Annotated in this window: 18 protein-coding genes; 9 read left to right on the top strand and 9 right to left on the bottom strand. The window is 69.1% G+C overall.

All coding sequences use genetic code 11. The features are described 5' to 3' along the window. Positions 1-117 precede the first annotated feature (117 nt). The 4 genes from SSP24_RS33495 to SSP24_RS33480 all read left to right on the top strand — a co-directional run bounded on the left by SSP24_RS33495 (position 118) and on the right by SSP24_RS33480 (position 4,989). Entirely contained in the window at positions 118-876 is a 759-nt protein-coding gene (locus tag SSP24_RS33495; RefSeq protein ID WP_141313745.1) for an SDR family NAD(P)-dependent oxidoreductase, read from the top strand. After that, entirely contained in the window at positions 873-1,907 is a 1,035-nt protein-coding gene (locus tag SSP24_RS33490; protein WP_141313731.1) for an aldo/keto reductase, read from the top strand. The genes SSP24_RS33495 and SSP24_RS33490 overlap by 4 nt, the downstream gene beginning before the upstream one ends. Before the next feature lie 5 nt (positions 1,908-1,912). Next, the gene (locus SSP24_RS33485) at positions 1,913-2,815 is read left to right on the top strand and encodes an amidohydrolase family protein (protein WP_141313744.1); all 903 of its coding nucleotides are present in this window, start codon (positions 1,913-1,915) and stop codon (positions 2,813-2,815) included. 227 nt (positions 2,816-3,042) lie between these two features. Beyond that, positions 3,043-4,989: an RICIN domain-containing protein gene (locus tag SSP24_RS33480; RefSeq protein ID WP_141313730.1), complete on the top strand. Its 1,947-nt coding sequence runs from the start codon at positions 3,043-3,045 to the stop codon at positions 4,987-4,989. A gap of 140 nt (positions 4,990-5,129) precedes the next feature. Here SSP24_RS33480 and SSP24_RS33470 read toward each other — a convergent pair whose 3' ends face one another. Next, a complete protein-coding gene (locus tag SSP24_RS33470) occupies positions 5,130-5,723 on the bottom strand; it encodes a DJ-1/PfpI family protein (protein WP_141313728.1) in 594 nt (197 codons plus the stop codon). A gap of 315 nt (positions 5,724-6,038) precedes the next feature. On the opposite strand from SSP24_RS33470, the gene SSP24_RS33465 reads away from it, so the two are divergent. Then, positions 6,039-6,413 (top strand): winged helix-turn-helix transcriptional regulator, encoded by a 375-nt coding sequence (locus SSP24_RS33465; protein WP_107446466.1) that lies wholly within the window; start codon positions 6,039-6,041, stop codon positions 6,411-6,413. 163 nt (positions 6,414-6,576) lie between these two features. On the opposite strand, the gene SSP24_RS33460 is transcribed toward SSP24_RS33465, so the two are convergent. Beyond that, positions 6,577-6,972, bottom strand: a complete 396-nt coding sequence (locus SSP24_RS33460; RefSeq protein WP_141313727.1) for a nuclear transport factor 2 family protein — start codon at positions 6,970-6,972, stop codon at positions 6,577-6,579. A gap of 126 nt (positions 6,973-7,098) precedes the next feature. Next, a complete protein-coding gene (locus SSP24_RS33455) occupies positions 7,099-7,500 on the bottom strand; it encodes a nuclear transport factor 2 family protein (RefSeq protein ID WP_141313726.1) in 402 nt (133 codons plus the stop codon). Between the two features lie 89 nt (positions 7,501-7,589). Here SSP24_RS33455 and SSP24_RS33450 point away from each other — a divergent pair, with 89 nt between their 5' ends. Beyond that, complete coding sequence (locus SSP24_RS33450) at positions 7,590-7,847, top strand: TSUP family transporter (protein ID WP_141313725.1); 258 nt, start codon at positions 7,590-7,592, stop codon at positions 7,845-7,847. Between the two features lie 230 nt (positions 7,848-8,077). On the opposite strand, the gene SSP24_RS33445 is transcribed toward SSP24_RS33450, so the two are convergent. Next, positions 8,078-8,521, bottom strand: a complete 444-nt coding sequence (locus tag SSP24_RS33445) for a PIN domain-containing protein (protein WP_141313724.1) — start codon at positions 8,519-8,521, stop codon at positions 8,078-8,080. Then, positions 8,518-8,784 (bottom strand): ribbon-helix-helix domain-containing protein, encoded by a 267-nt coding sequence (locus tag SSP24_RS33440; RefSeq protein ID WP_141313723.1) that lies wholly within the window; start codon positions 8,782-8,784, stop codon positions 8,518-8,520. Before SSP24_RS33440 ends, SSP24_RS33445 begins: the two co-directional genes overlap by 4 nt. Before the next feature lie 573 nt (positions 8,785-9,357). On the opposite strand from SSP24_RS33440, the gene SSP24_RS33435 reads away from it, so the two are divergent. The 3 genes from SSP24_RS33435 to SSP24_RS33425 all read left to right on the top strand — a co-directional run bounded on the left by SSP24_RS33435 (position 9,358) and on the right by SSP24_RS33425 (position 12,266). Beyond that, positions 9,358-10,029: a helix-turn-helix transcriptional regulator gene (locus SSP24_RS33435; RefSeq protein WP_141313743.1), complete on the top strand. Its 672-nt coding sequence runs from the start codon at positions 9,358-9,360 to the stop codon at positions 10,027-10,029. A 156-nt stretch (positions 10,030-10,185) separates the two neighbouring features. After that, positions 10,186-11,103 (top strand): ornithine cyclodeaminase family protein, encoded by a 918-nt coding sequence (locus SSP24_RS33430; protein ID WP_229866304.1) that lies wholly within the window; start codon positions 10,186-10,188, stop codon positions 11,101-11,103. Then, a complete protein-coding gene (locus SSP24_RS33425) occupies positions 11,100-12,266 on the top strand; it encodes an alanine racemase (protein WP_141313722.1) in 1,167 nt (388 codons plus the stop codon). The genes SSP24_RS33430 and SSP24_RS33425 overlap by 4 nt, the downstream gene beginning before the upstream one ends. Before the next feature lie 273 nt (positions 12,267-12,539). Here SSP24_RS33425 and SSP24_RS33420 read toward each other — a convergent pair whose 3' ends face one another. The 4 genes from SSP24_RS33420 to SSP24_RS33405 form a co-directional block, all read right to left on the bottom strand. Further along, positions 12,540-12,959 carry a nuclear transport factor 2 family protein gene (locus SSP24_RS33420; RefSeq protein WP_141313721.1) on the bottom strand — a complete coding sequence of 140 codons (420 nt, stop codon included), beginning with the start codon at positions 12,957-12,959 and terminating at the stop codon, positions 12,540-12,542. A 5-nt stretch (positions 12,960-12,964) separates the two neighbouring features. After that, complete coding sequence (locus SSP24_RS33415) at positions 12,965-13,771, bottom strand: MBL fold metallo-hydrolase (RefSeq protein WP_141313720.1); 807 nt, start codon at positions 13,769-13,771, stop codon at positions 12,965-12,967. A gap of 46 nt (positions 13,772-13,817) precedes the next feature. Continuing rightward, positions 13,818-14,438, bottom strand: a complete 621-nt coding sequence (locus SSP24_RS33410; protein WP_141313719.1) for a DsbA family protein — start codon at positions 14,436-14,438, stop codon at positions 13,818-13,820. A 166-nt stretch (positions 14,439-14,604) separates the two neighbouring features. Continuing rightward, complete coding sequence (locus SSP24_RS33405; RefSeq protein WP_141313718.1) at positions 14,605-15,135, bottom strand: MarR family winged helix-turn-helix transcriptional regulator; 531 nt, start codon at positions 15,133-15,135, stop codon at positions 14,605-14,607. Positions 15,136-15,293 lie beyond the last annotated feature (158 nt).

The raw sequence follows: 15,293 nt of genomic DNA, 5'->3' as shown, positions 1-15,293 counted from the left end.
GCCGTCCGCACCGAGGAGGGCCGACTGCTGGATCTGTCCTCCGTGACCTCCGACATCGACGGCGCCTTCCTCGCCTCGGACGGTGTCGACCGCGCCCCCTTGAGCAAGTTGACCAGCATGAGCGGCCTGTCAGGGCTCAAGGCCGTCGTCACCGGCGGCGCGTCCGGCATCGGGCTGGCCACGTCCCGGATGCTGGCCGAGCATGGCGCCACGGTGGCCGTCCTCGACCTCGACCCCTCCGGCGCCCCCGAGCCGCTGATCGCCATCAAGGCCGACCTCGGCGACGACGCCTCGGTACGTATCGCCGTGGACGCCGCTGCCCAGCAACTCGGCAGCCTGGACATCCTGGTCAACAACGCGGGCATCGGCGCCATCGGCGCCGTCGAGGACAACCCCGACGAGGAGTGGCACCGCGTCCTCGACGTCAACGTCCTCGGGACGGTGCGCACCACCCGCGCCGCCCTCCCGTATCTGCGGCGCTCGTCGCACGCGGCGATCGTCAACACCTGTTCCAGCGCGGCCACCGCGGGCCTTCCCCAGCGCGCCCTGTACTCCGCGAGCAAGGGCGCGGTGCTGTCGCTGACCCTGGCGATGGCTGCCGACCACGTCCGTGAGGGTATCCGCGTCAACTGTGTCAACCCCGGCACCGCCGACACCCCCTGGGTGACCCGGCTCCTGGACGCCGCAGACGACCCGAAGGCGGAACGCGCCGCCCTCGACGCACGCCAGCCCCTGGGCCGCCTGGTCACCGCGGACGAGGTGGCGGCGGCCGTGGTCTATCTGGCGAGCCCCGCCGCAGCCTCCGTCACCGGCATCGCCCTCGCCGTCGACGGTGGCATGCAGGGGCTCCGGCTGCGCCCGGCGGCCGGCGCATGAGAACGACCACGCTGGGCACCACCGAAGTCAGGGTCACCGAGCTGTCGTTCGGGGCCGCCGGCATCGGCAACCTCTTCCGCCCGGTCACCGACGAGGCCGCGTTCGCCGCGGTGGAGGCGGCCTGGGACGCGGGCGTACGCACCTTCGACACCGCCCCGCACTACGGACTCGGGCTGTCCGAGCGACGCCTGGGTGCCGCGCTGCGCGACCGCGACCGCGACACGTACACCGTCTCCACCAAGGTCGGGCGGCTGCTCGAACCCAACCCGGAGGGTGGCCGCGGCGACGATCTCGCCCACGGCTTCGCCGTGCCCGGCACCCACCGGCGAGTCTGGGACTTCAGCCGCGACGGAGTCCTGCGCTCCCTGGAAGGGAGCCTGGACCGCCTCGGCCTGGACCGTGTGGACATCGCCCTGCTGCACGACCCGGACCACCACGCCGAGCAGGCCCTCACCGAGGCATACCCGGCGCTGGAACGGCTGCGCGGCGAAGGCGTCGTCAAGGCGATCGGCATCGGAGTGAACCAGTGCGCCCTCCCCGCCCGCTTCCTGCGCGAGACCGACATCGACGTGGTGCTGCTCGCCGGCCGCTACACCCTGCTGGAGCAGGAGGGGCTTGCGGAGGTACTGCCGGAGGCCGCCGCCCGCGGCAGGAGAGTCATCGTCGGCGGGGTGTTCAACTCGGGTCTGCTCACCGACCCGAAACCCGGGGCCATGTACGACTACGCGCCTGCCCCAGTAGACGTGCTGGACCGGGCGCTGCGCATGAAGGCGGTCACCGAACGCCACGGCGTACCGCTGCGCGCGGCCGCTCTGCGCTTCCCGTTCGGCCATCCGGCGGTCGCGAGCGTACTGTCCGGAGCCCGTTCCGCCGAGGAGGTCCGCGACACAGTGGATCAGCTGCGGCGAACGATGCCGGCCGCGGTCTGGGACGGACTGCGCGCCGAGGGGCTGCTGCCCCCGCACGTCCCCGTCCCTGCCGCCACACCGGTCGAAGAGACCGATCGACCGAAGGGGGAGTCGTGGGGGTGACCGCCATGGAGGCGAACACCGGTGGGGGCGTCATCGACACACACCACCACGTGTGGGACCTCTCCGTCCGCGACCAGGACTGGATCACCGGACGGGAACTCGCCCCGCTGCGCGGCGACTTCACGCTCGCCGACCTGGAGCCGGAGGCCCGGGCCGCCGACGTCACCGCGACGGTCCTGGTCCAGACGATCGATGTACCGGAGGAAACGCCCGAGTTCCTGGCCTTGGCCCAGGACAGCGACCTGGTGGCCGGCGTCGTGGGCTGGACCGACCTGACCTCCCCGGATGTCGCCCGCGCGCTCGCGGCGCTGCGGGAGGGGCCGGGTGGCGAGCACCTGGTGGGCATCCGCCACCAGGTGCAGGGCGAATCCGATCCTCGCTGGCTGGTGCGGCCGGACGTGCTGCGTGGGCTCGCCGCAGTGGCCGAGGCAGGGCTCGTGTACGACCTGGTTGTCAGGCCCCACCAGCTCGCGGCCGCCCATGAGACCGCCCGACTGCTTCCCAGCCTCACCTTCGTACTCGATCATGCGGGCAAGCCCCCCATCGCCTCGGGCGAGCTGCGGCCGTGGGCGGACGCGGTGCGCCTGCTGGCCTCGCTGCCCAACACCGTCTGCAAACTCTCCGGCATGGTGACCGAGGCCGACTGGGGCCAGTGGAGCGTCGAGGACCTCCGGCCGTACGCGGACACAGTGCTGGATGCTTTCGGACCGCGGCGGCTGATGTTCGGCTCCGACTGGCCCGTCTGCCGGCTGGCCGCCACCTACGCCGAAGTCGTCGCTGCCGCGCAGGAGTTGATGGCAGCACTCCATCCTGCCGAACGCCGAGAGGTCTTCACGGGAACCGCCCTGCGGACCTACGGACTGACCGTCACCGGCTCCCCGGTTCCTCAGGAAGCACCATGCGCGTAGCTCTCTTCATCACCTGTTTCAACGACATGTCGCGGAGGTCTTCGCGGGTTACGACGCCGTGGTCACCCCTTCCGGCTCTTGCCGGGCATGGTGCCCACGACAACCCGGTCGCCAACCTCGGGCGGTCACCTTCCACGTGGCACCTGCCCAGCTGGCAGGTTCCAGCGGAGCACCGTTCCACAGCCGTCGTCATCGCGATCAATGCCATCGATCCTCAGGAGTGGGCCATGTCCTCATCAAGAATGAATCGCCGTACGTTTCTCGGCACCGCGGGTGCGGCGACCGCCGCGACCGCCCTGCCGATCGTCCCCGGCTTCTCCGGCCTTCTGTCGGAGGCGGCCGCCGCAGACACACAGAGCAACCTGAGCAAGATGGTCGACATGCGGTTCGGCATGTTCAACCACTTCAGCCTGGGCACGTTCACGAACCAGGAGTGGGCCGAACCCAACCAGAGCCCCACCCTTTTCGCTCCCCCGAGCGTCAACTGCGCGCAGTGGGCCGACGCGGCGGTTGCCGCGAAGATGAGTTACGGCATCCTGACCACCAAGCACCATGACGGCTTCGCCCTGTGGCCGAGCGCGTATGGCACCCAGAATGTCGCGAACAGCTCCTACAAGCAGGACGTGGTGCGGGCGTACTGCGACGCCTTCCGGGCGAAGGGGCTGAAGGTCGGGTTCTACTACTCGATCTGGGACCGCACCTTCGGCGTCGAGGCATGGGAGAGCCGGCACAAGGTGACCGGGCTCGAAATCACCGATGCCATCCAGCCCGGCGACATGACCTTCATCCTCGGTCAGATCACCGAGTTGCTCACCAACTACGGCACCATCGACATGTTCATGACCGACGGTTACGCATGGCAGATGGGGCAGCAGTCCGTCTCCTACCAGAGGATCCGTTCGCTGGTGAAGCAGCTGCAGCCGGACTGCGTCATGATCGACATCGGCGGACTGACCGAGCCCTTCCTCAGCGAGGCGATCTTCTTCGAGGAGCCGCTGGGCATCACGGCGCCGACGGGCAACACCTACGCCGGAATGCAGGGACAGACCATCAGCAACGGATGGTTCTGGCACCCCTCCACCCCGACCGAAAGCCTCATGAGCAAGTCGGCGATCCTCTCCCACCTCACCGACCTGGAACCCAAGTACACCTCCTTCATCCTCAACTGCCCGCCCAACCGCGACGGCCTGCTGGACACCAACATCGTCAACCGCCTCGCCGAGGTCGGCGCCGCATGGAGCCCCGACACCTCCAGGCCGCCGCTGCCCACCCAGCTGCTGCGCGCCGAGCACCCCCTCACACCGGTCAACGCGTATGCGACCGCCTTCCACACCGGCGAGGGACCGCTCCACGCCATCGACGGACTCAGCGACGTCCGCTACGAGACCTGCTGGTCGACGTGGAGCCTGTCGCTGCCGCAGTCCATCACCATCGACCTGGGCGGCGTGTGGAGCAACGTCTCCACCCTGGAGTACCTGCCCAAGCAGTGGAACCGCACCAACTCCACCGACGGTGACATCACCTCCTACACCATCTCCACCAGCACCGACGGGGTCACCTTCACCCACGTCGCCACCGGCACCTGGGCCGGCAACCACAAGACCAAGCTGGTCGAGTGGCCCGCCCGGAACGTGGGCTTCGTACGGATCCAGGTCAACGCGGCCACCGGCGGCTACGCCAACATCGGCGGCGTCAGGATCGGCGGCCGGACGGCCAAGCCTGCGCTGGTGTCCAGCACACTGCCCGGCGACGGCACCGTCTACCGGCTGGTCGCCCGGCACAGCGGCAAGGTCGCCGACGTGGAGGGCGCGGGCACCGCCAACGGCACCAACGTCCTGCAGTGGCCGTGGCTCAACCGGGCGAACCAGAGGTGGACCTTCACCAGCACCGGCGACGGCTACTACAAGATCAAGGGTGTGGGCAGCGGCAAGCTCCTGGAGGTCGCGGATCTCTCCCGCGCGGACGGCGGCAACGTCGGCATCTGGTCAGACGCCGACGCCCCCCAGCAGCACTGGGCCGTCACGCCCACCGGTGACGGAAACCACTTCCTCATCAACCGCTACAGCGGGCTCTCCCTCGGCGTCGACGAGGGCAGCACCACCGACGGAGCCAACATCGAGCAGCAGCCGTACGCGTCACAGACACGGCAGCAATGGCAGATCATCCCGTCCTGACCCGCCCTCCACCGTGCTGCAAACCGGGGTGCGCCTGGTCGGCACTGCCCACCTCGTTCGGGGTCAGCGCTCCGACCGCGCACCGCCGGTTCGCCGAGTGGGTCCAGCGTCGCCGAGAGTGATCAACCCTTCAAGCTGCGCTACGAGTTACGCCAGACCGTGCCGCGGCGCTCGTACTCCAATACGGTCTCGACCTGGTTGGCGAACTGCGCGCCGAGGAACCGCTCGACCAGCCAGACCGCGGCATCCAGGCCGGAGGTGATGCCACCGCACGTGACGAGGTCGCCGTCATCGACCACGCGCGCGTTGACCACCTTCGCGCCCTGTGCGGCGAGTGCGGCCTTGCTGTCCGAGTGGGTGGTGGCCGGCCTGCCGCGCGTGAATCCGGCCGCCGACAAGGCCATCACGCCCGTGCAGACCCCGACCATGATCGCTTCGACGTCGGCGAGGCGCCGGATGAACGCCTTGTCCGCGAGCAGCCGGTGCATGCCCGATCCTGGCTGGTCGTGCCGCATGCCGCCGGGCACGATCAGCACATCGGCGTCCTGCGGTGACCAGCCGCGCGGTACCTCGATCCGCAGACCCCTCGACGCGGTGACCATGGTCGGCTTGTTGGTCGACACAAGTGTCGTCCGGATGGCGCCGCCCATGTTGGCGGCGATGGACAGCACGTCGAAAGGCGCGACGGAATCCAATTCCTCCACACCCTCGTAGAGCAGAATCTGGACACGCAACGGCGACGCCGCCGAGGCGAGGGGCGCGTCGCCACCAGCCCGGTCGACAACGCGGACGCCTGCAGGAAAGTACGGCGTTCCATGGACTACCTCCCAGTGAGAGTTCTCTCCTGACTGGTCGGCTCGGCCCCACCGGTAGTTCCCGGCGCTGCCTGTCGTCGGCGAACATACCGGCGAGCGTGGTGGTGGGCTCCGCGATCGGTTCTCCTCAGCCGAGCTCAGTCGAGTACTGCCTCCTGGGGCCCTACACTCACCATCGGTAACCAGCCACCGGTAAACAGTCGCCTTCACGTAACCAATGAGGGGATGTCACGCATGCCAGAGCTTCCGGCCTTCGACGTCATGACGGCGACCTGCCCGTCCCGCACCTCACTCGCTCGCGTCGCCAACAAGTGGACGGCCATGGTGGTCATCGCCCTCAGTGCCGACCGCATGCGCTTCCGCGACCTGCGCGCCACCGTCGACGGCATCAGCTCCAAGGTCCTCACCGAGACCCTCCGAGACCTGGAACGGGACGGAATCGTCACCCGGCACGTGTACGCCGAGGTACCGCCCAGGGTCGAATACGAGCTGACCGCACTGGGTCGCACCCTGCACGCCCCGATTCATGCATTGGGCAGTTGGGCCGAGGACCACATCTCCGAGGTACTCGCGGCCCGCGAGAGCTACGACGCCCGCCAGTGTCCGTGACGGGTACGTGGACCCGACGGTGCGGGCGGCGTCCTGAACTCGCGCCCGGAGTCACCCGTAGTCGAGGGATCGTGCCGTCGGTCGCCTGGTAACCCACGCAACAAGCCGTCCGGCACGGTACCGCAGTGCCGGACGGCTTCCGTCCGGGAAGGATGCGGGCGGCCTACTGTCCCCAGAAGGCGTCCTCGGCCGCCTGGTCGCCGGAGAACAGCCACATCTCGACGATCTTGCCGTCCTTGAGGCGCAGGACATCCACGCCGTCCATGCTCATGGAGGCGTCGTCGCGCCGCCCGGCGAAGTGGATCGAGGCGGCCACCATGTCGCCGTTGCCCATCAGGGCGTGGACCGTGTCGATGGCGAAGGAGCCCTGGCTGGCCTCCATCATCCCGCCGAGCATTGCGAAGACGGCGTCGCGCCCCTTGTGCTCACCGGAGAACCGGTTGGCGCCCGGCTGGTGCCAGACGATCGCCTCGTCCAGAAGCTCGCCCACCTTGGGCAGGTCACCCGTCTGCACGGCCTGGAAGTACTCACTTGCGATGTCGACGTTCTTGCTGGTCATGACAACACTCCTTATGCCCCTGGCATAGAGGCAGTACGACTTGCTGTTACAGGTGGGATGCGAGGCGCGACATACGCGACTCGGGATGGATCGATGACGCCCGGTCAGGTTTCGGCAGACCCGCTCTCAGGCATTGCCCCAGAACTCGTCCTCGCCCTGCTGGCCGGCCGAGAAGAGCCACACCTCCGCGATGCGCTCGCCCTCGATCCGCAGCAGGTCGACGCCGTTCATTCCCATCACTACGCCGTCCCGCTCGGCCGAGAAGTGGACGGTGACCGCGACCAGTGAGCCGTTCGCCATGGGCTCCGTGGTCGGCTCCAGCGCGAACGTCCCTTCGGTGACCGTCATCATGCCGCCGAACATCTCGCCGATCGCGGCCGTGCCGCGATGCGAACCGGAGAAGCGGTTGTCGCCCGGCTGGTGCCACACGATGTCGTCGGCGAACAAGCCCGTGACTGTGGCGAAGTCCTTGGCGGAGACCCCGTCGGCGTACTGCCGGGCGATCCTGAGCGCGGTGGTGGACCCCATGGCCGGCCCCTCTCCTTCGGTGAGTTCGTCCTGCTGCACCGCCATACTCACCCTCGGTAACCAGGCACCTCAACGTAACCAATGGACTGATGTGTCGCACATCACACATCGCGGGCACGGCGCTGGTGATCATCGTGCTGAACTCGTTCAGCGGGCTGGTGTCCTGGCTCGGCCACGTGGATCTCGACCCGCTGCTGGCAGGCAGTTTCACGGCGTGCGCCCTCCTCGGCGCCGCCGCGGCCGCGCCGGTGGGCTGCCGGCTTCCGGCCAAGGCGCTGCGACGCGCGTTCTCGGTCTTCGTACTGGCGGTCGCGGGCTTCGTGCTCGTTCGCGTGGCGGCCACCTGAAAGTCCGCTTTCTGTCCGTGCGATCATGCGGAGGGCACGCGCGCCTCGCGAGGGCGGCCCCATCACGTCGCAACGTGGCGCTGACCTGCGCTTTCACTTGGATGAGCCGGAAGCGAGCCCTCAGCCTGCTGTTCCTGGGCGATGGCGGACACCCGTCCTGCACGTGCTTCGTCGTGGGCGGTGCACAAGCCCCTTGTGGGAGCGGGCACTTGACCGCCGAGGGTCCTGCGTCAGAGCGGGAGGTCGTCGGGGAGTACCCGGAACGCCTTGTAGCGGCCCAACGGGCGTACGGCCCGGAAGTCTCGTCGGTCGAGGGTGAGAATCGCGTCCGTGTCGTAGTCGGCGGCAAGCGCCACGTTCACAGCGTCGGCGAGGTCGAGGTCCAGCGCGCGGTAGCGGACACGGACAGACTGGGCGGCACCCAGGTGGTCCTCCGTGATCTCCGGCATGACGACACGACCCCGGCTCATCCAGCGCCTCAGGTCGTCGACCGCGCTGAGGGCAGCCTCCCTGCCGAGCTCACGCGTCGCCACGTGATCCAGTTCGGCCAGCAGGAGCGGGGACATGACCAGCAGGCCCGCCGCCATGATCGCCTCGTTCGCCGCCCCGTGCTCCGGATGAGCCGAGTCCAGGGCTGCCAGAAGGCCGGACGTATCGGCGATGACAATGATCACGCGGCGGATCCGGAACCCGAGCCGGTCTCCCGCCGGACGGCCTCCGCGACCGTGTCGCGGACCTCTGGCTTGGACAGTGTGCGCCCCGGCCCCTCGAAGGTGCGTGAGAACAGCGGCTCGTCCCAGACCCGGTTCGCCATGGCTGCAAGGTGGATGCCCTGACGGATGATCTCGGCCTCGCTTATGCCCCGGCGCTTGGCGGCCTCTTTGATGATCGCCAGGTCCTCGGGGTCGGCGTAGACGTTGGTGCGCTTCATGGACATGTACCAAGTGTAGTCCATGTACCGGTTTGGTGTATCCGCGCGCTTCTCCTTGTCCCACAGGCCCCGCCAATGGGCAGACGGCCTCGACGGCCTCGCTCGCGCCTACGGAGTCGGCGTCGAATGACAGCCGGCGGCCACCGCGCATACGCGTCCGCAACCACAGCTGTCCTGGGCACGAGACACTTGGAGGCGGATTCCAAATCCGGCCAGCACGACCACCTCAAGGGCCAGGTATCTGCCCTGGTCAGAGCCCAGGTCTCCGTGCCCTCGGCGTGCCCTAAGTCGCGCAAATGTGGTGCCGGAGCTCTCCGCGGCGCCGTTGGGGAGTCGTTCGCGTTGTTGACACGGTTTCGCCCCGTCGTCGCCGAGCGGTCCGTCCTGCCGTTGGACGAGGAATCCAGAACCATCTAGACTATCCGTCTAGAGATGGACTAAAAGTTGATGCTGCTGGGGTATCCAGCCCCAGGTGTTCAGGGACATACCGACGCGTGTTTTCGTGCGTTGCCGACCGCTCCTACTGGTTCTGCGGCACGGAACGGCCCGATCAAAGGGGAGAGAGAAGCAGTGAACGACGTGCCGAGCCGTCAGCCCGATCCGGGGCCTGCCGCTTCCGCGGGCCCATTGGACGCGGACGAGCACCTCATTCGCGAGGCGGAAAAGATCGCAACGGCCGTGGGCAGGACGCTGCCCGGTCTGTGCGAGGTCGTCCTCCACGACCTGCGGAATCCGGACCACGCCATTCGGGTCATCGAGAACAACCTGTCGGGACGTCAGGTGGGCGACTCGGCCACCGAGCTGGGCCTGGCAAGGATCAGCGACCCCGAGTACCCCAGCGTCATCCAGAACTACGCCAACCACTTCCCGGACGGCCGACCGGCCAAGAGCACCTCGATCGGCATCAAGAACGCTTCCGGCGACTACATCGCCGCCCTGTGCCTCAACCTCGACGTATCCGTGCTCTCACCGCTGACCCTGACCCTGGCCAACCTGGTCGCGACCGAGACCGAGCACCGCGGGGAGCCGCTGGAGACTCTGCGCAACCGCAACTACCGGGAGCTGCGCCAGGTCGTGGAAAGCCACGCGGCCGAGCGGGCGGTCAGCCCTCGCGCGCTCCCCCGGGAGGCCAAGCGGGAACTCGTCCGCCGGCTGCGCGAGGACGGCTTCTTCGAGTCCCGCGACGCCGCGCAGGTGATCGCAGACCTGCTCGGCATCTCCCGCGCCACCGTCTACAACTACGCGAAGTGAGGAACCGTGACCAGCACGCCCGCCACCGGCGCGCTGCCGCCGGAGCCGGTGCAGGGCTCACCAGGCAAACCGCATCTGCCGTGGAGGTGCACGCCATTGCCGCCGTCGACTGAACACACTGCCGCCACGGAGATCGCCGGACGGAGCCTGCTCCACGTGCGCGAGGAACAGACCGCCGCAGCCATCGACGACGATCTCGCCCTGGAAGCGGCCCGGGCCGCCTTCCTCGACTCGGTCACCGGCGCCGCACCGGACAGCCTGGTCACTCATGGTTCCGACCCCCGCAACCGCTACACGGTCAAGCCGGCCGCGTCCACGACCCATGCCGGAGTCAAGATCGGAACCTACTGGCCGGGCAATGACCAGTACGGGCTCCCGCGGCACCACTCGACACTGCTGCTGCTCGACCAGCGGATCGGCCGGATCGCTGCGGTGCTTGAGGTCGGAGCTGCCAACGCCTACCGCACTGCTGCTGCCGACGCCCTTGCCGTCCAGACCCTGGCCCGCGCCGATTCGCAGGTCCTCGCCGTCTTCGGAACAGGGCACCAGGCACTCCACGAAGCCCGCGCGGTCAGCCGTGTTCGCCCGATCCGCCAGGTGCTGGTGGTGGGGCGCAGTGAACAGCGTGCCGCGGCCTTGGCCGGCACCCTGCGCGGAATGGGCCTCGACGCAGCACCGGCTGAGGCCTGCGATGCCTGCGCGGCCGCCGATGTCGTGGTCACCGCGACCACCGCCACCGTTGACGACACACCGCTCTTCGAAACCGAATGGATCCGCCCGGGCACCCACGTCTCCTGCATGGGCGCCGACGCCCCCGGCAAGCGGGAACTGCCCCCGCCGCTGCTGGCGCGGGCCGCGTTGTTCTGCGACCTTCCTCAGCAGGCCCGCCGGCTGGGCGAGTTGCAGCACGCCCCCGCCGACGCACCGGTGACCGCGCTCGGCGACGTGCTGACCGGCCACGCACCAGGCCGGACCAGCCCTCACGACATCACCGTCTTCGACAGCTCCGGCATCGGCCTTCAGGACCTCCACCTGGGTCTCGCCCTGCTGGAACGCATGGGAGTTGCACTGTGACCGCTTCCGCGCCTCTCACCACGCTGGCCGACCCGGACACGCCGTTCGCCGTACTCGACGTATCCCGCTCGCAGCGCAACGCTCAACGCCTCGCCGGCCGCCTGCACGAACTGGGGGTGGCTCTGCGGCCGCATGTGAAGACGGCGAAGAGCCTGCAAGTCGCCGCGCTCATGCACGACGGCCGGCCGGGACCGATCACGGTCTCGACCCTGGCCGAAGCCGAGGCGTTCGCCGACGGCGGCTACACCGACATCACCTACGCGGTCGGGATCGCTCCGCACAAGCTGCCTCGTGTCGTGGCGCTGTTGCGGCGCGGGATCACGCTGCAGGTTCTCCTCGACAGCCCTGAGCAGGCGCGCGCCGTGACCGCCGCAGCCGGGGAGGCCGGGGTGAGAATCCCGGCGCTGATCGAGGTCGACTGCGACGGCCACCGGGGCGGTGTCCTGGTCGACGACGACGCGCTACTCACCATCGGACATGAACTCCACGAGGCCGACTGTCTCGAGGGGATCCTCGTGCACGCCGGCGAGTCCTACTTCGCCCCGACCGCGGCAGGGCAACGCGAAGCGGCTGCCCACGAGCGCGACATCGCCGTCGCGGCCGCCCAACGGCTGCGTGAGAAGGGGATGGAGGTCGCAACCGTCAGCGTCGGCTCCACCCCGACCGCGCACGCCGCCACCGACCTCACAGGAGTGACCGAGGTCCGCGCCGGCAACTACGTCTTCTTCGACCTGGTGATGGCCGGCCTGGGCGTATGCGGCATCGACGATCTCGCACTGTCCGTGGCCGTCACCGTGATCGGGCACCGGCCCGAACACGGATGGATCCTCACCGACGGCGGCTGGATGGCGATGTCCCGCGACCGCGGCACCGCCAACCAGGCCGTCGACCATGGGTATGGCCTGGTCACCGATCTCACCGGCACCCTGATCCGGGGCCTGGTCATGACCGGGGCGAGCCAGGAACACGGAATCCTCACCGCTCGCGACGGTCACCCGCTGCCCGATCTGCCCGTCGGCACCCGCCTGCGGATCCTGCCCAACCACGCGTGCGCCACCGCCGCCCAGCACCACGGCTACCAGGTCATCGACAGCGCCGAACCACCCACCACCGGCACCGCCCCCCGCATCACCGACGTCTGGCAGCGGATCGCAGGCTGGTGACCCAGCCCTCCCTCCGACGCGCACCACCCCTGCCCATGTAGTGGAGGAACGATCAACGCTGCCAGCCCTGCCACCCTGCGGCAGGCAACCGCATGGCCTGCGCTCGTGGACCGAGCGGGCCTCCGCCGTGCAGGTCGCCGTCCCGGCGACGGTCTCGTCGCGCGGGACGCTGACATCGGTGGCGGATGTGTTGAGGAAGACGGTGCCGTTGCCGACGGTGGACCTCACCGTCTTCCCGGCTTGTGTGAGTTCGCCTGTGAGGTGCTGCCCCGACTACGTCATGGCGTCGCGAACCTTGGCCGTGTCGACGAACTGCTCGAAGCGGACGATCAGGCCGCCGCGGACCACGAAGTGGTGGGCGACGCGCACGTCGATCGGCTTGCCGGTGGCCTTGTTGGTCGCGGTGTAGCGGGCGAGGACGACGACGTTCTCCCCCTCGGCGACATAGGTGTCGTCGTGCGCGGTCCAGCCGTCCCACTCCTTGCCCAGCTGCTCCATGACGTGGGAGGTGACCCCGTCGGGGGTGCGGTAGGTGCCGGCGAGAGGGAAGCCTGCCATCTCCTTCCACTCCACGTCCGGGGCGAGGGTGGCGCGCAGGGCCTCCAGGTCGCCGGCCGCGGAGGCCAGGTACTGGCGGCGGACCACGTCGGCCGGGGCCGTGGAGTTCGCGAAGTCGGTGTACTCGTACGTCATGCCACTCAGCCCCACTTCATCTCGCCCTTGGCGACCTTCGCCCCGATCTGGGCGGCGATCAGCATGCCGTTGTCGGGGTAACGCTTGACGAGCGCCTCGGTCAGCGCGGCGCCGTCGGCCGCCTTGCCGAGCTCCTCCTCGAAGGCGACGAGGTAGTCGCGGGTGGCGGTGATGGCTGAGGCGTCGGCCGCCGTGCCGGGCAGGCGGTGGCCAGGGACGACCAGCTGCGGGTCGAGGGCGGCCATCTCGTCCAGGAGGTCGATCCAGGCGGAGCGGTGCTCAGGGGTGGGGGTGTCGGCGACCCAGACGTGCTCCTGCTGGAAGAGCAGGACGCCTCCGAGGAGGGCGCGGTGCTCGGCCTGCCACAGGTAGTGGCGGTCGGGCAGGCCGGCCGGGCCGCCCTTGAGCTCGAAGCGGTGGCCTTCGAGGGTGAGGTCGCCGGTCAGCGGGGTGAGGTCGACCAGGCGGGTGGGCAGGTTCGGGCCGAGGGCCGCCCATGCCTTGAGCTTGCCCTCGTAGGAGTGCTGGATGTGCTCGATGACGATCGGGGTGGCGACGAAGGTGGCGTCGGGGAAGGCGTCGGCGAGGACCTCGGCGCCGAAGTAGAAGTCGGGGTCGCCGTGGCTGACGAAGACGGTGGTCAGCTTCTTGCCCGAGTCGAGGAGCTCGGCGGCGAGGCGGTGGCCGTCGGCGCGGGTGAAGCCGGCGTCGACCAGCAGAGCCTCCTGCTCACCGGTGACGAGCGTGGCGGTCTTGTTCTTGCTGCCGGCCGGGAAGTCGAGGTCGAGGACCTTGAAGGAGAGGGAACTCATGCGGGGCCTCCTGGAGAGGATGGGAATTCAGTGGGTGAGGCGGTGGTCAGGGCGCGGTGGTCAGGGCGGCCAGTCGCCGGTCGATCTCGTCGGCGGTGGCGTGGCCCTGGGCCAGGGCAGCGACTCGGTTGCCGTCGACGGCGAGCAGGGTGGGGAAGCCGGTGACGCCCAGCTCGGCAGAGCGGTGGAAGTCGTCCGCCGCCGCGTTGTGCGCCTCGGGCGTGTCGAAGGCGGCGACGACGGCGTCGGCGTCCAGACCGGCCTCCTCGGCGACCTTCCGGTAGGTCGCGGGGTCGGAGAGGCTGAGGCCGTCGACGTAGAAGGCCCGCTGGAGGGCGCCGGCCAGTTCCGCCGCGCGGTCGGGGGCCACCCGGCGCAGGGCGACGACGCCGCGCGCGGCGGCCTCGGAGTCCATCACGAACGATCCGTCGGTGATCAGCCGCTCGTAGCCCTCGCCGAACTCGGCGCCGGTCAGCTCGGCGATCTGAGCGTTGGCGCCCTGGACGTAGCCGAACTCGCGGATCGGCACCCGGCGTGGCCCGGTGAACAGCCCGCCGGAGACCACCTCGACCGGCAGTTCGGGATGACGGGAGACGGTCTCGCGCAGAGTTCCGGAGAACCCGTGCGACCAGCCGCAGTAGGCGTCGAAGACGTAGACGAGCTTCATCGAAGGTCCCAGCAAAGGTGTGGCGCCCGCCGAACGCGAGCGGTTCGTCTGAGAAAACAGTAACTGACGCGTCAGATATTTCCCCGTCGGTGTGACGTCAGCCACACCGGAAAGCGTCATGTCAGTGCATCGGTGAAGCCGCACGGCCGCAGCCCGGAGGGGCTGTTCAGGGCAGGCGGGGCAGCTCGTCCCGGGCGGAGTGGCTCAGGATCCTCAGGTCCTCGGCGAACCGCTCCCGGTCCTCGGGAGGCAGCGGCGCCAGGAAGTAACGCCGGATGTTCTCCACGTGCACCCGGGACGCCCGCACGGTGGTCTCTTCCCCCAGCCGGGTCAGCCGTACCAGCCGCCCGCGCCTGTCACCAGGATCCTCGGCGCGCTCCACCAGCCCGGCCGCCTCCATACGGTCCACCAGGCGCGTCGCCCCGCCTGTGGTCAGCACCTGCTCCTGGGCGATGGCCCGCATCGACAGCCCGGGATCGCCCGCTCGCCCGAGGATGAGCAGCACCTCGAACATCAGATGACTGATGCCGCACTCCAGCTCCAGCGACCGCCCGAGGATGTACTCCAGCCGGTTCGCCGCCCCCTGCAACCGCCCGAACGCCAGCACCAGCGCATTGTCCGCGGCATCCTTCGGCGACGAGATCTCCGTCGGCTCTTCCACGTTCCCACCGCCCGACTGGTCTTCCACACCATGCATCCACTGATCATGCCTCGTGCGGCCTTGGGCGAGGCGAGGAGAACAGCAGGCAGCGGCGAGAGCAGCGGGCGCTACACATCGGCCTTGTTTGCCTCACCTCGGCACAGACATACGTCCGGTCCGGGTCGTCGCCCACCTCGGCGCGCAGCAGGCGCAGC

Source organism: Streptomyces spinoverrucosus, from assembly GCF_006539505.1.
Lineage (GTDB): Bacteria > Actinomycetota > Actinomycetes > Streptomycetales > Streptomycetaceae > Streptomyces > Streptomyces spinoverrucosus.
This window is presented reverse-complemented; position numbering and strand designations above follow the sequence as displayed.